Below are 14,524 nucleotides of genomic sequence, written 5' to 3'. Positions count from 1 at the left end.
ATGGTGATACTTATTGGTAGGGTATCCACATCGAATCCGGCAGCCGGAAGTGTCAGGGTTACTTTTGCAGACCGTGATGATATGGTTTCCGGCGAGCTGCCGGTACTAACACCGGGCGGCTGGGGAAAAGGCAATGCAGTACCGTTGCCGGGAGAGCGGGTCGTGTGTGCTTTTTTGAATCATGCGCGTTCCGCTGGGATCTGTTTGGGAACCTATTTCACGGATGACGGTCAGCCTTCCGGCACCCAGGATCAGCGGGGAGTATGGTTTGAGGATGGCAGCTATGTCTATTATGACCGTATAGCCCAAAAGCTGAATGTTAAGGCAAGCGGCGGGGTGAGGATCGAGGGAGACTTAACGGTTACCGGCAAAGTGTCTGCCAGTGCATTTCATGATGGAGGAGGCAGAACCGGATGAGCGATAAGGGCAGCAAAGACCAGAAGCAAGATTATAAGATGAATAAAATTGGCAGTCTAGGCCCGGTCGTGTTTGTTGTTGCGGAAGGAGCGATTCGTACCATAGATGAATTCAAACGCAGCAGCTCCAGCCGGTGGGCGCAGCATGACATTATCGGCAAGAAGCCCAAGAAGGAATTCCTTGGACCGGGGGCAGATTCAGTTTCTTTCTCCGTTCATTTCTCGGCGGCGCTTGGCCTTAATCCGCGCAAAGAGCTTGACAGGCTTACCGAGCTGGATCGTGCCGGCAAAGCGATGCCGTTAATCATAGGACGCAAAAATGTGGGGGTTGGGCTATGGGTGATCAGCAGTCTGTCGCAGGATTGGAACAGGCTGGATAGCATCGGCAATGTGCTGGACGCACAGGTCACGATCTCGCTTGAGGAGTATGTGAAATGATGTATACCATTGATATGACTCAGCCTAGCCTGATTGATTTTAGCCCGGTAACAGTAGCAGACGAAGTGGCTCAGAATATAAGGATGATCCTGGCTACTCCGCTTGGGAGCGCACCGTTGGCCCGTGGAGTTGGTCTGGACTACTCGATTATTGATGAACCGGCATACATCGCTGAATCCCGCCTGACGGCAGCGATCATCACAGCCATTACAGAGCAGGAGCCGCGCGCAATCGTGGCCGATATTTCTTTTCACAAGGATATAGAAGAACAGCTTACAGGCAGCTTGGCCGTTGTATTGAAATATAGCCTGGCAGAGGAGGAGTAGGAATTGGAATATGCTGAATTACCGGATATCCGCTTTTCGGAGGAGGATGCAGCAGCCATACAGCAGAATGTCATCACTGTATATGAAGGCCTTGCCGGACGCACTCTACAGCCTGCCGATCCGGTGCGGCTTTTTTTGTCTTCGCTCGCAGCGGTGATTATCCAGCAAAAGGTGCTGATCAATCAGACAGCCAAAGGAAATTTACTGCGGTATGCCTCCGGAACATTATTGGATCACATGGGGGCTTTTCAAGGATCGAAGCGGTTAGAGGCATCTGCGGCAATCGTTACGCTTGAGTTTGCTTTGTCCATCCCGCTGGCTTCAGCGACCCCGATACCGGCAGGGACACGCGTCGGAGTACAGGGAGGGAAGGGCACGATTTATTTTATAACCATGGAGTACTTGGAGATTCCTCCGGGAGAGACTGCGGGAATGATCAAGGCAAAATGCTCCGAATCGGGGACAACAGGGAACGGGTTCTTGCCCGGGCAGATTAATGTTCTAATGGACCCGCTGCCTTTTGTCCAGTCGGTAACGAATCTGACCACCAGCTCTGGCGGCGCTGCTGCTGAGACAGATGAAGCATTCAAGGAACGCATACGCCATGCGCCGGAATCATATTCAACGGCCGGGCCTCAGGGAGCATATGAATTCTGGGCCAAGTCCGCTTCCTCGGCAATTAAGGATGTTCATGCCTTCTCTCCGGCGCCCGGGCGTGTAACCGTGGTTCCGTTACTGGCAGAAGGGGAAATTCCAGGGGAAGATGTTCTGAATTCAATTGCCGAGACTTTGGAGGACAGGGGAATCCGGCCGCTGACAGATCAGGTAACCGTGAGTGCGCCGCAGCCTGTCAGTTATAATACTGCGCTGACCTATTATATTAGCCGCAGCCGGGCTGCTGAGGTTCCGGGAATCCAGGCGGCAGTATCGGCAGCTGTTTCTGCTTATCAGCTCTGGCAGCGCTCCAAGCTTGGCCGGGATATCAACCCGTCAGAGCTAATATCCCGTATTATGGCAGCTGGGGCACTACGGGTGACGGTGACAGAGCCCGTGTATAAAACCATGTCCGCAACCCAAGTGGCTTTGGCCGGCGCAACGGCACTGACTTATGGGGGGCTGGCAGATGATTAATATCCAGACTTTAAGCCTGATCGAGCTGCTGCCGCTTCCTATTCGTAAGGACCCTGCCATGGCTGCTGCTGCGGCTGCGTTAGATATACAGTTGCAAGAGACAACCGCTATGATCGCCGATCTGAATATATTCGGCCGGTCCGCTGAATGGACGGATGCGGAAACGGATGAACTGGCCTGGCAATTCAAGCCGCCGTATTATGATCCGGCTCTGCCTGTGGAACAGAAGCGGCTGCTGATTCAAAATGCAATTCCTTTTCACAGACACAAAGGGACTGCCAGTGCAGTAGAAGATTTGATCGCCATCCTGTTTGGCCAAGGGGCAGTCGAAGAATGGTGGCAATATGGAGGAGACCCTTATCATTTCCGGGTGGTCACCAACAATGCGGATGTGACTGCTGCACGGGCTCAGGAATTCATTGCCGCTGTCGATGCGGTTAAGAGGTTGGCTGCTGTACTGGATAGCGTCACTATTTCGCAAGCGGAGCCGCTGCCTCTTTATATGGGCGGCTTTTTACATTTCGGGGAACATATTCAGATTTAGGGAGGGAATCATGTGGCAGTATTTGGAGGCATGACACTGACGAATAAAGGTCTTGTGCTGCAGGGGAAAGCCCAAGCGGGGGGCAAATTGAATTATACCCGCATTGCTGTAGGCGACGGTTCAATTACAGGACAAGCTGTTCCGGCGATGAATGGCCTGATTTCGCAAAAGATCAGTTTGCCGATTACACGAATAACCACACAGTCGCCTAATAAGGCGATTATTGGTTCGGTGCTGCGGAACGCGGATGTCTCTACAGGATTTTACTGGCGGGAAGTGGGGGTCTTTGCACAAGACCCGGATGCTGGGGAAATTCTCTATGCATATGCTAACGCCGGAGTGACAGCCGACTACATCCCCCCAGGCGGCGGGTCAGATATTATCGAGAAGACGTTCGACTGTGTCGTAGTTGTGGGCACAGCCGCCAATATTACCGCAGTCATTGATGAGTCGCTGGTGTTTGCGAAGAAGACCGAACTGGACACCGTTGAAGCTGCTAAAGTGGATAAAGTCTCCGGCAAGGGGCTGTCTGCAAATGATTACACCTCAGCCGAAAAGAATAAGCTGGCCGGGATCACCGCAGGAGCAGGCGGGGCAGGCACTGCCACGGATGCGGTTATTGGAAGCCGGACGATATCAGATACTACAGCACCAACAGGAGACAGTGGCACCGTTACCAATCTTCTGGGTTGGCTGGCGAATACGGTCAAATCCATTACAGGTAAGTCTTCCTGGCGGACAGCACCGGCGACAACACTGGAGGCTGCAAAAGCACATGCAGATGATGCCACACGGCACATTACTGCAGCGGAGCGGACGGCTTGGAATGCTAAGGAGACAACGGCTGGAGCGCAGGCTAAGGCAGACGCGGCTCAGGCTGCTGCAGCAACGGACGCAACCTCGAAAGCGAACGCTGCCCAGGCAGCGGCTGCGACGGATGCTGCGGCTAAGGCAAATACCGTCCAGGCCAACTTAACTAGCCATACCGGAAATACAACAGTTCATATCACCGCAGCAGAGCGGTCAACGTGGAACGCCAAAGCATCTACGACTACGGCCACGACCAGCACAGCGGGACTGATGGCCGCAGCAGATAAGGCGAAGCTGGATGGAGTGGCCGCCGGGGCCAACAACTACACTCATCCGGCTGCACATCCGCCGTCTATCATTGTACAAGATGCGAATAACCGATTTGTTACTGATGCAGAAAAAACAGCTTGGACATCCAAAGAGACACCCGAAGGAGCACAAACGAAAGTGAATGCTCATTCAAATATCACGAGTGCTCACAGCGCTACAGCGGCGGCAATACCTAACCGTATGCTTATACGGGATGGAGCTGGGCGGGCGCAGGTTGCAGTCCCAGCAGCGGCGGGCGATATAGCAACAAAAGGTTATGTTGACGATAACACAGGGGGGAGCGTACGCACAGCAACACTAATTGTAGCTGCTAGCAACAGCACGCATGGGGGGAAAGATGGAGCGGATTTTATTTGTACTGGGGAAAACGATCAAACCACGATCAATGCAGCTATTGCAGCGTTGCCCCCGAAAGGGGGCGGGATTACTCTGCTTGAGGGCTCTTATAATATATCTTCTCCGGTACAGGTAAATAAAAACAATGTCTCTATTCGCGGAAACGGAAATGGAACGGAACTAAAACGGGTGTGGGTAGAGGAATATTTTGACGGAGTACTAATCGTCGCTGCCAGTGGATGCACTATAGAAAATTTACAGATCAACGGTATGGTTAAAGGCCCCTATGCCGGAATCTACTTATCCAACTACAATATGTCGGAATATGTGAATACTAAAAGAACGATAATAAAGGGAAATTTTCTTGTTAATAATGGCCGAGGAATACACACTGTCGACAATGCCAATCAAAACGGCGCAGGTTCAAATATTATCTCAAATAATATTTGTATTGGGAATGATTATGGGATTTCTATAACGGGTTCTTGTATGGTAGTTTCAAATAATATTTGTCAAAACAACAATATAGGCATAGCCATTGAATATTCAAATGGACCAATAAATGAGGGGAATCTTATTATCGGCAACGATTGTCGAGAAAATGCTACGGGAATATTAGTGACCAGAGGCTCTAATCTTATTATCGGGAATAACTGCGGCAAGTTCTGGACTTGGCCAATAAAAGGATATGGGGCCACCGAATATACTATAAGGGTAACGAGTGAAAAGAATCTGATTACATCAAATGTCTGTGAAGGTAAAAATGTAGTGGATGAAGGTACAGATAATATGATTACTAACAATAAATTTTTTGGGGGGTAAATTTATGCTTAGGATGGTCGGTGATACGGTCGAACTTTTTCGGTTTTGTGTGCAATGGGATGAGGTACGCCAAGACCAAACTATAGAGAAACGGGAGTATTGTGTGTCCGAAGAACAAAAAAATATTATTGAGCAGAGTCTTATGGACAAAGGAATTGCGTTTACAACAATCACTATTGACCAAACGGATAATGAATGGCTTAATGGTCTGGAATTTGAAACAAGGGATGCTGCACTTAAAGCCTTACACATAGGACATCTAGCATATCAGCAACAAATTGATATGAAAAAACTTACAGAAAATATTAAGCTGCGGTCTGATATTGATTATCTTGTAATTATGTCAGGAGTTGAGATTGTATGACATGGTTTAAGCGCGTAAAATATTATTATGATAATAATCTTTGGAATATCAAACGTGTCCGTAATGTTGTCGGCAAGATTATTAGTGAACAGGAATTTTTAGAAATCACTGGTCAGAAATATGAAGAAACCCCAAAGTAAGAAGAAATATTCTTTGACAGCCTATGCAATTATAAATAAATCTTAAGCGCCCATTGAGGTGTTTTATGCCCTCGGGTCCCCGGGGGCCCTTTTAATTTTGAGAAAACATAAATCATTGTTCCGGCTAGTATAGGTAGACCATTTTTTGTTCCACAAATGATCAACTTAATCCTCTCCCAAACCTCAATCCAAAACTTTCGCCCAAAATGGATAAAACTGTTGTGCATCCGCCCCACATGCCTTATACTATTCCATATAAGAATAGTTGGAATTATCGGAAGCCAGATGTTTTATGAAATATCCGGATGGAGGAAACTAAGATGAACCTGCTCGAGAAAGAGGATTTAATCAAAGTGAAAGCGGAAGAGCTGGAGAATGCTTCTCCCGAGGAGATTATCCGCTGGGCGGTGGAGACCTTTCCGAATATAACCTTTGCCTGCAGCTTCGGGGCGGAGGATGTAGTGCTGGTGGATATGATCCAGAAGGTGAGTCCTTCGACAGATGTGTTCTATTTAGATACGGATTATCATTTCAAGGAAACCTATGAGACTAGAGATATTATGGCTGATAAGTACGGGATGGAATTCGTCCGGGTGTCTCCGCAGATTACGGTAGAGGAGCAGGCCTTGCAATATGGCGAGGCCCTATGGAATACTGACCCTAACCAGTGCTGCGCGATCCGTAAGGTTGAACCGCTGACTCGTATTCTCTCACAATACGACGCTTGGATTACCGGGATTCGCCGGGACCAGGCCCCTACCCGGGCCAATGCGAAGAAGATAGAATATGATAATAAGTTCGGGCTGGTCAAGTTCAATCCGATTGCGAACTGGACTACAGAGGATGTGTGGAATTATATCCGCGAGAATGATGTAGTCTACAATCCGCTGCATGACCGCAATTTCCCGAGTATCGGCTGTGAGCAATGCACCCGGGCTGTTATGCCTGGTGAAGATCCGCGTGCCGGCAGATGGTCCGGTTCGGACAAGACAGAATGTGGACTACACAAATAAGATACGCCTAAATCAATATCGCTCAGATATGATCACTAATTTATCCGCACTTATTTACCCGCACGCACTAAATTACCAGCACTCTATACAGCACTACACAGGCATTGCACAGGAGGAGAGAACAGGGATGACTTCAATACTTCCTCACGGAGGAACGCTGATCCGGCGCATCGCAGACGGTGAAGAGAGAGAAGAACTGCTGAAGCAAGCTTCAAGCCATCAATCGATTGCCCTCAATACATGGACCTTATCTGACTTGGATTTAATTGGTGTAGGTGCCTTCTCGCCGCTCACCGGATTCCTGAACGAAGAGGATTATCACTCGGTAGTAAGCAATATGCGCCTGGCTAACGGAACCGTATGGAGTATACCGGTTACGCTGGCTATAGGTGACGAGCAGGCAGCGACTCTTGCAATAGGCGACAGAGTGGCACTCAAAGGCGAACACGATGATATCATCTACGGTTTGCTGGATATTGAGAGTATTTATACGGTAGACCAACAGGTTGAGGCGCACAATGTGTTCAAAACAACCGATCCCGCGCATCCCGGAGTCAGTAAGCTGCTGTCCCGGCCGGCAACCTATGTAGGCGGACCTATAACGGTGCTCAACCGCCCGCAGCCTGAGAAGTTCGCTGAATTCTATTTTGACCCCGCCGAGACCCGCCGGATCTTCGCCGATAAGGGCTGGAGAACGGTTGTAGGCTTCCAGACGCGTAACCCGGTACATCGTGCCCATGAGTATATCCAGAAATGCGCTATGGAGGTTGTAGACGCTCTGTTCCTCAATCCCCTGGTTGGTGAGACCAAGTCGGATGATGTTCCGGCCAACGTGCGGATGAAGAGTTATCTGGCCTTACTGGAGAATTATTATCCGGAGAACCGTACCTTCCTTGGCGTCTTCCCGGCAGCGATGCGTTATGCAGGCCCCCGTGAAGCCATCTTCCATGCCATGGTGCGCAAGAATTACGGCTGTACACACTTCATTGTCGGGCGTGATCATGCGGGTGTTGGTGATTATTACGGCACGTATGAAGCGCAGGAGATCTTTGCGAACTTCACCGCCGAGGAACTGGGCATCACGCCTCTGTTCTTCGAGCACAGCTTCTTCTGCGTGAAGTGCGGCAATATGGCCTCCAGCAAAACCTGCCCGCATCCGTCTGACCAGCACTTGACTCTCTCCGGTACGAAGGTACGTGCGCTGCTGCGTGACGGACAGTGTCCGCCTCCTGAATTCACTCGCCCTGAGGTGGCGCAGATTCTGATTGAAGGTATGTCACCGGAAGTCTCTGTAAACTCCTGACAGCCAGTACTATTTGGCCCTCTTGTCCCATATAGATGAGTAGAATCTATCGGGACGAGGGGGTCTTTGTTATGTCTGGAGGGCAGAAGCATAAAGTCTCGGTCTGGATCTCTTGGCGCGGCATCAAAAAAGGTATCCTGGGCGCTGTGCTGCTCACTATAATGATCGGAATCATCGCCTACGACATGCCGACTGCCAAGACGGTCAATTATTGGAGCCTGCCGCTCTCCGGCAAGGTGATTGCCATTGATGCAGGTCATGGGGGACCGGACGGGGGAGCAGTGAGCCGCTCAGGCCTGATTGAGAAGGATATCAATCTCTCTGTGTCGCTGTACTTGCGCGATTATCTGCAGCAGGCTGGGGCGATTGTGGTGATGACCCGTGAAGGCGATTATGATCTGGCCCAGGACAGCACCAAGGGGTACGCAAGACGCAAGACGGAGGATCTGAAGCAGCGGGTGCGGAGCATTGAAGAGAAGGGCGCCGATCTGTTTGTCAGCGTACATATGAACAGTATTCCCTCCAACCGCTGGAGCGGGGCGCAGACCTTCTATTATCCAAGCAGCGAGAGGAACAAGGCCTTGGCCGGGCTGGTTCAGGATGAGCTGAGAGCTACACTTGAGAATACGGACCGCGTGGCGAAGACGGCGAATACCATTTATTTGTTAAAAGTGTTAAAGATGCCGTCCGTGCTCGTTGAGGTAGGCTTCCTGTCACATCCTCAGGAGTCCTTGCTCCTAGGGGATGATCTGTATCAGCGGAAAGTGGCAACCAGCATCTACCAGGGCATCCTGCGGTACAGCTCCGAGCAGCCATAGCGGCATAGGGTGGGACTACTCTTCCCTCCGGGGGTAATGCTATAATAGGTACAAATACCGGGGCTTACCGCCGGATAGGAACAGAGGTGCTTTCCATGCAGACCAGGGAACAAATTCAGGAACTTTTACAGCCGCTTACAGACCCGGAATCCGGAAAAAGCCTGATCGAACTACAGTTAATCCGCGATATCATGATCAAAGAGGACCGTATTTCGTTATCCATCGTATGTCTGGATTCGGATGAGAAGAAGCGGATGGAGCTGGAGCAGCAGGTACGTGACCTGCTTACGGCGGGCGGGGCAGAACAGATTCATATCCGCCTGCGTGATGCCACCGATTATGAACGGGCTATGCTTCGCGGAGAGGGCAGCGGGGACGAGCCGGATTCAGATGAAGGGGAGAAGCTCAAAGGACACGCAGCAGGCCTTGAGGGGCATGAGCTGATTAACGAGAACTCAGGGGTGAACTTCATCGCGATCGCCAGCGGCAAGGGCGGGGTCGGGAAATCAACAGTAACCGTGAATCTGGCCGTGGCACTGGCCCGTAAGGGCAAGAGAGTCGGCCTGATCGATGCAGATATTTACGGCTTCAGTATCCCGGACATGATGGGAATTGAAGAAGGGCCGATCGTGGAAGAAGGAACGATTATTCCGGTAGAACGCTTCGGCGTCAAGGTCATGTCGATGGGCTTCTTCATCCGAGAGAATAGTCCGGTGATCTGGAGAGGACCGATGCTTGGCAAAATGCTGCGCCAGTTCTTCGCCGATGTCGGCTGGGGGGAACTCGATTACCTGCTGCTGGATCTGCCTCCAGGTACGGGCGATGTGGCCCTTGATGTCCACCAGATGCTGCCGCACAGCAAGGAGATCATTGTCACTACCCCTCATGCTACAGCTGCCTTTGTGGCAGCGAGAGCAGGCTCTATGGCTCTGCAGACCGAGCATGAGATTCTTGGCGTCATTGAGAATATGGCGTACTACGAATGCTCCTCCTGCGGCAAAAAGGATTATATCTTCGGCAGAGGCGGCGGAGCCCGTCTGGCGGAAACGCTGCATACAGAGCTGCTGGCCCAGGTGCCGCTGGGTGCCCCGGACAACCATATTTCCGAGCCGGACTTTTCACCGTCAGTATATAAGGCGGATACGGCTACCGGAATATTGTTCGCAGACATTGCAGACAAGCTGATTGCCAAGTACGAGCAATAATCACCCTTTGACCTTGAACGCACATAAACAAATAAGGCCATGTCCCATCCACGGGGCAAGGCCTTATTTTAAAATATAAGAGGTTAAGAACCCGAACCGGAATCGTCTCCGCCTTCCTGCTTCTGGCTGTCACCGCCCTGCTTGTCCTCCCCGCCGCTACCGCCTTTACCCCCATCCTTTTTCTCAACCTTAGGCTGCAGTTCATCCTGGACCACGGATTTGAGAAGCGTAAGTACTTCCATTCGGAATAGCGGGTTCTGCATAGCCTCCTGCATAATCGTCATGGACTGCTTGCGGTAATCCGGAGTCTTCGTAAGATCGAGGAACATTTTCGTCATTTCGGGCGACTTCATAATTTCTCCAACCGACTTCTGATAAGTGGGGTCCTTGATCAATTGAAGATGAAGTTCCTTGCTCTGTTTATTAATCGCTTTGGCGAAATCGCCGGCAAACTGCGGATCAGTCATGATTTTTTCAATTTCCTTCTGATACTCCGGAGCGGTGAGGGTATCTTTAACAGCGAGCCGGATCTGCTCCGTGGTTTGCATAGGCATCATCTTCATGCTTAAGCCGCTGGCGGCGCTGCCCTCTTCTGAGCTTGGAGTAGACAAGGCCTCCTCTACAGCCTTTTTCCCTTCATCACTTTTCAATATATCGACAACCATCGTCTTCATTTCCTTATATCCGCCTTGTCCCGAAGAAGAACTGCTCTGTTCGCCCCCGCAGGCCGTCAAGGTGATTATCAAGCCAAGTGCCAAGCCTCCAGACCAGATAGCTCTCCATTTCATTGGCGCTGCCCTCCTTTATAGAATTACTGATTGTAGTATGCCGCGCCAGGGCACATTTATGTTGAAGCGGAATGGTTTTTTGACGGTAACCTTGGTAAAATAAATCTGACACGGGGAGGTGGAAGCGCTGAGCTTGAGAAAATGGTTTTATTTGTTCTGGACCACGCTTTTGATCGGTGCAGGCGGGGCTGTCATTGCTGGACTTGCTCTGCAGATAGGGAATGGCGGTATACAATTTAAAGGCACTGCCGATCTTCTCCTGTACTCCCTCATTCTTTTGGGCTACGGAGTGCTTGTAAGCGTATACGCCCAGCTCGGATTTTTTGCATATCTGATCCTCAACTATACGGGCATCGGGGTGTTCCCGCGCAAGGCGTGGCGTTACATACAGCTGGTGCTGGCCGTGCTGGCGTTGTTTGAGCTGATGTTCCTGCGCACCTTTGTCAGCGGAGACCAGAGCGCCCGGACGGATTTGACGCTAGGCGTGGCAATTCTGTTCACTGCACTTATTGTATCTTGGCTCAAAATTCGCAGCACGAACGCGTCAGCCTGGGTCCCGACCTTTTTTTTCATGACAGCCATCACTATAGTGGAGATTATCGGTGTGCTGCGGATCGGCGTGGACAGCGCCACCATCTTTATTCTTGTACCGCTTATCGCCTGTAATGCCTTCCAGATTCTGATGCTGCACCGTGTACTGAAGCCGGCCACAATCGGACCATAGCAATCATGCTCAAAACCCCGCCCCTCTGTATACAACCAGGGAGGCGGGGTTTTGGCATTGCCTGTGGGGAGCGGTTAGAATGAAGATGAAGAGGTTAATCTTAAAGAACAGAGTGGAGGAGGGAATATATGAACATCAAGCGCTATATGATAAAAGACACCAGTGAAACACGCCTGAAGGACCTCGATCCTGATGAACGGGGAGACTTCAAATCCAAAGAAGAAGCCGAAGCCAAAATGGAGAAGCTGAAGGAACGGCTGGTCAAGCTGCAGGATATCCTTTTTGCACAGAAAAAGCATTCGCTGCTGGTCATCCTGCAAGGAATGGATTCAAGCGGTAAGGACGGAACCGTCAAACACATCTTCTCCGGCATCAATCCGCAGGGGTTCATCGTAACCAGCTTCAAGAAGCCTTCACTGGAGGAAGAAGCGCACGATTTCCTGTGGAGAGTTCATATGAAGACCCCGCCCAAAGGCTATATTGCCGCATTCAACCGTTCGCATTATGAGGATGTGCTGGTGCCCCGCGTGCATGGCAGTCTTAGCAAGGAGGATGCCAAGCGGCGGTTCCGCTACATCCGCCAGTTCGAGGAGATGCTGGCGGAAGAGGGAACGACGGTCATTAAGCTCTTTCTGCATATCTCCAAAGAGAAGCAGCTGGAGAAGATTAAGGAGCGGCTTGAAGATCCGGCGAAGCACTGGAAATTCGATGCCAGTGATCTGCAGGAACGCGAATACTGGGACGATTATCAAAAGGCGTATGAGGATGTTTTCCAGGAGAGCAGTATAGATAAGGCTCCATGGTACTGGATTCCGGCGAATCACCGCTGGTACCGCAACTATCTGGCCCTGAAGATTGTGGTCAAAACGCTGGAGGGGCTTGACCTGAGTTACCCGAAGCTGAATACACCGACGCCTGATATCTCTCAGCTGATCTCACCGCGTCACTGATGCCATACACAGGTAAGGGAAAGGGAGTTACATTCCTGCAGCGTCTTCCAGGCCATTATTCAGCAAGGCGGAATCGCGGACTTCCTTACCGTTTGCACTGCTTTGGCTGATTAGCTCAGAGACGGTTACGAACTCATACCCCTGGCTGCGGAGCTTATCAATAATTTGAGGCAGGGCTTCATGTGTTTGTTTGCAGGAGTCGCTGGCATGCAGCAGCACAATATCCCCGGGATGGGCTTTGCTCGTTACACGGTTAACGATGTTATCCACACCGATGTTCTTCCAGTCCAGTGAGTCCGTGTCCCATTGAATGACTTTATAGCCGAGATCGGTGGCCACCTGCAGGACTCTTTTGTCAAAATCACCGTTAGGCATTCTGATCAGGTTGGGCTGAGAACCGGTTAGCTCCGTCAATACTGTATGGGCAGTACTGATCTGCGTGCGGATTTCATCATTGCTTAGCGTACTGTAGTTCACATGCTTGTGACCGTGGCTGCCAATCTCGAACCCGGCGTCTTTGATGCTTGTAACGATCTCAGGATGGGTTTTGCTCCAAGGTGAGGACAGGAAGAATGTCGCTTTATCCACCTTTTTGTCTTCCAGCACCTTCAGAATCGGCTCAGGCCGTTTCTCTCCCCAGCTGATATCGAAGGTTAAGGCGATCAGCTTCTTTTCCGTCGGCACACTGTAAATGGCAGAAGGGGCAGCTTCAGAGAATACGGTGATATTGCCCCTCTCCACATAGACAACGCCGGCGGTAAGAAGCGCAGCAGCAAAAATGTACAGGAACCGTTTGATCTTTTTGCCGCTAAATACATAAAAAGAATTCATAATGTCAGCGCTCCTCTCCCATGCGAAATGCTTGTTTGTTCTAAATGTATGCTCGTACAGGGCGCTTATGACCTCAGATATGAATCATTCCATACGAAATGCAATTCGGCAGAATCCAAATCAGGAGGTACGCATGTTATCTTTTAATACATTTATCAAAGATCTAAGGACAATTCGCACCGCGCTCCTAATGGCCACAATCCTGTTCATAGCCGGGGGAATCTTGGGCTGGCTCGGCACAGGTAGTCTTCAGCAGCTGCTGAATGAGCAATTGAAGGGGATCAGTAAGATTAGCGGGAACCTTAGAGAGTCGTCCAATCCGCAGTGGAGCTTTTTTGTATTCATTTTTCTGAACAATAGTATCAAAAGCGTAGTCATCATTTATCTGGGCGCCTTATTCGGCCTCTTGCCGGCATTCTTCCTGCTCATCAACGGTTATCGGCTATCTGATTCATTTGTCCGCGATACAGGGACAGGATCTGTTCACGCTGATTGTAAAAGGACTGCTGCCGCATGGCATCATTGAGATTCCGGCCATCATCATTGCCTGCGCCTTTGGGCTGAAGTTCGGCAGTAAGGTGCTCTCTGCACTCTTTGGAGCGATGAAGCGGAGCGGGGAAGGGGCAATGAATTGGCAGGCCTTTATGCGGCAGACCTTCACCGCTTCGGTCTGGATTGTGATTCTGTTATTTGTGGCAGCAATCATCGAGAGCACAATTACATTTTGGCTTTTATCATAAAATCTTGGGGAATTGTGCATAACAGTAAAGCCGAAACATTTGGATCTGCTGCCAGGTTGAATAAAGAGAGTCCATAAATGGAATTTTCTTATGATAATGGTTATAGGTTCAATACTCCGGTTAATTTAGTGTAAGCACTTCAATAGAGCTTCCCACATCAAATGGCTTTTTTGAGTGAGATGAAACGGCGTTTGATGGTTTTGGATAATTATGAATTTCATGAAGGAGGCCAAGCATATGTTGGGGATGTTATTCAATGAGAAGGAATGCAAGGAGCTGGACTATGTTTTGCGCAAAGAGCTGGATGAGATGCTACTGGATATGAGTGATCAGCGTTTAGATCAGAACATTAGGCATGCGATTGCCAATCGATATAAAACAGTTTTCCGTATGTATGCACGATTTGCTCCACAGAAAGAGCTGTCTAAGTATGCATGGGGTGGACGTTCTTCTCAGTTCAAGCACTAGGCTGAAGCAGGCTGATAACCGGAATAA

19 protein-coding genes are annotated in these 14,524 nt (G+C 50.2%); 17 read left to right on the top strand and 2 right to left on the bottom strand.

Translation table 11 applies throughout. The features are described from left to right. The first annotated feature begins 3 nt into the window (after positions 1–3). From MKY12_RS28120 to MKY12_RS28065, 12 genes are all read left to right on the top strand, one after another. Positions 4–417 carry a phage baseplate assembly protein V gene (locus MKY12_RS28120; protein ID WP_339311747.1) on the top strand — a complete coding sequence of 138 codons (414 nt, stop codon included), beginning with the start codon at positions 4–6 and terminating at the stop codon, positions 415–417. Next, entirely contained in the window at positions 414–854 is a 441-nt protein-coding gene (locus tag MKY12_RS28115) for a phage tail protein (RefSeq protein WP_245368610.1), read from the top strand. Before MKY12_RS28120 ends, MKY12_RS28115 begins: the two co-directional genes overlap by 4 nt. Beyond that, positions 851–1,180, top strand: coding sequence for a lysozyme (locus tag MKY12_RS28110; RefSeq protein WP_339311745.1), 330 nt, complete (start codon positions 851–853; stop codon positions 1,178–1,180). Before MKY12_RS28115 ends, MKY12_RS28110 begins: the two co-directional genes overlap by 4 nt. A gap of 3 nt (positions 1,181–1,183) precedes the next feature. Then, positions 1,184–2,311 (top strand): baseplate J/gp47 family protein, encoded by a 1,128-nt coding sequence (locus MKY12_RS28105; RefSeq protein WP_339311743.1) that lies wholly within the window; start codon positions 1,184–1,186, stop codon positions 2,309–2,311. After that, positions 2,304–2,855 (top strand): phage tail protein I, encoded by a 552-nt coding sequence (locus MKY12_RS28100; RefSeq protein ID WP_339311742.1) that lies wholly within the window; start codon positions 2,304–2,306, stop codon positions 2,853–2,855. Before MKY12_RS28105 ends, MKY12_RS28100 begins: the two co-directional genes overlap by 8 nt. A gap of 12 nt (positions 2,856–2,867) precedes the next feature. Continuing rightward, the gene (locus tag MKY12_RS28095) at positions 2,868–5,153 is read left to right on the top strand and encodes a right-handed parallel beta-helix repeat-containing protein (RefSeq protein WP_339311740.1); all 2,286 of its coding nucleotides are present in this window, start codon (positions 2,868–2,870) and stop codon (positions 5,151–5,153) included. A 4-nt stretch (positions 5,154–5,157) separates the two neighbouring features. Next, entirely contained in the window at positions 5,158–5,517 is a 360-nt protein-coding gene (locus tag MKY12_RS28090) for a hypothetical protein (RefSeq protein ID WP_339311738.1), read from the top strand. Then, entirely contained in the window at positions 5,514–5,657 is a 144-nt protein-coding gene (locus MKY12_RS28085; protein WP_339311736.1) for an XkdX family protein, read from the top strand. The genes MKY12_RS28090 and MKY12_RS28085 overlap by 4 nt, the downstream gene beginning before the upstream one ends. 320 nt (positions 5,658–5,977) lie before the next feature. Further along, entirely contained in the window at positions 5,978–6,670 is a 693-nt protein-coding gene (locus MKY12_RS28080) for a phosphoadenylyl-sulfate reductase (RefSeq protein WP_036721783.1), read from the top strand. 127 nt (positions 6,671–6,797) lie between these two features. After that, on the top strand, positions 6,798–7,973 hold the full coding sequence (sat, locus tag MKY12_RS28075; RefSeq protein ID WP_339311734.1) for a sulfate adenylyltransferase: 1,176 nt from the start codon (positions 6,798–6,800) through the stop codon (positions 7,971–7,973). Positions 7,974–8,044: 71 nt separating this feature from the next. Further along, complete coding sequence (cwlD, locus tag MKY12_RS28070) at positions 8,045–8,791, top strand: N-acetylmuramoyl-L-alanine amidase CwlD (protein ID WP_339251570.1); 747 nt, start codon at positions 8,045–8,047, stop codon at positions 8,789–8,791. 95 nt (positions 8,792–8,886) lie between these two features. Further along, the gene (locus tag MKY12_RS28065; protein WP_036721776.1) at positions 8,887–9,996 is read left to right on the top strand and encodes an Mrp/NBP35 family ATP-binding protein; all 1,110 of its coding nucleotides are present in this window, start codon (positions 8,887–8,889) and stop codon (positions 9,994–9,996) included. 83 nt (positions 9,997–10,079) lie between these two features. Here the strand turns inward: MKY12_RS28065 and gerD are convergent, their stop codons facing one another. Further along, positions 10,080–10,784 (bottom strand): spore germination lipoprotein GerD, encoded by a 705-nt coding sequence (gene gerD, locus MKY12_RS28060; RefSeq protein WP_036721773.1) that lies wholly within the window; start codon positions 10,782–10,784, stop codon positions 10,080–10,082. A 127-nt stretch (positions 10,785–10,911) separates the two neighbouring features. Here gerD and MKY12_RS28055 point away from each other — a divergent pair, with 127 nt between their 5' ends. Both MKY12_RS28055 and MKY12_RS28050 read left to right on the top strand, forming a co-directional pair. Next, positions 10,912–11,508, top strand: coding sequence for a KinB-signaling pathway activation protein (locus tag MKY12_RS28055; RefSeq protein WP_339314997.1), 597 nt, complete (start codon positions 10,912–10,914; stop codon positions 11,506–11,508). Between the two features lie 128 nt (positions 11,509–11,636). Beyond that, the gene (locus MKY12_RS28050) at positions 11,637–12,458 is read left to right on the top strand and encodes a PPK2 family polyphosphate kinase (protein ID WP_036721770.1); all 822 of its coding nucleotides are present in this window, start codon (positions 11,637–11,639) and stop codon (positions 12,456–12,458) included. Positions 12,459–12,485: 27 nt separating this feature from the next. Here the strand turns inward: MKY12_RS28050 and pdaB are convergent, their stop codons facing one another. Continuing rightward, complete coding sequence (pdaB, locus tag MKY12_RS28045) at positions 12,486–13,289, bottom strand: polysaccharide deacetylase family sporulation protein PdaB (RefSeq protein WP_036721768.1); 804 nt, start codon at positions 13,287–13,289, stop codon at positions 12,486–12,488. Position 13,290: 1 nt separating this feature from the next. On the opposite strand from pdaB, the gene MKY12_RS28040 reads away from it, so the two are divergent. From MKY12_RS28040 to MKY12_RS28030, 3 genes are all read left to right on the top strand, one after another. Beyond that, positions 13,291–13,815 (top strand): stage II sporulation protein M, encoded by a 525-nt coding sequence (locus MKY12_RS28040; RefSeq protein ID WP_339311732.1) that lies wholly within the window; start codon positions 13,291–13,293, stop codon positions 13,813–13,815. Next, positions 13,745–14,029, top strand: a complete 285-nt coding sequence (locus MKY12_RS28035) for a stage II sporulation protein M (RefSeq protein WP_339311730.1) — start codon at positions 13,745–13,747, stop codon at positions 14,027–14,029. The genes MKY12_RS28040 and MKY12_RS28035 overlap by 71 nt, the downstream gene beginning before the upstream one ends. A 237-nt stretch (positions 14,030–14,266) precedes the next feature. Then, positions 14,267–14,497 (top strand): hypothetical protein, encoded by a 231-nt coding sequence (locus tag MKY12_RS28030; protein ID WP_036692450.1) that lies wholly within the window; start codon positions 14,267–14,269, stop codon positions 14,495–14,497. The last annotated feature ends 27 nt before the right edge of the window (positions 14,498–14,524 follow it).

It is taken from the genome of Paenibacillus sp. FSL M7-0896 (assembly GCF_037975415.1).
GTDB classification, from domain to species: Bacteria; Bacillota; Bacilli; order Paenibacillales; family Paenibacillaceae; genus Paenibacillus_AQ; species Paenibacillus_AQ silagei.
Note: the sequence above shows the minus strand (reverse complement) of the source record. Positions and strands in the feature narration are given on the sequence as shown.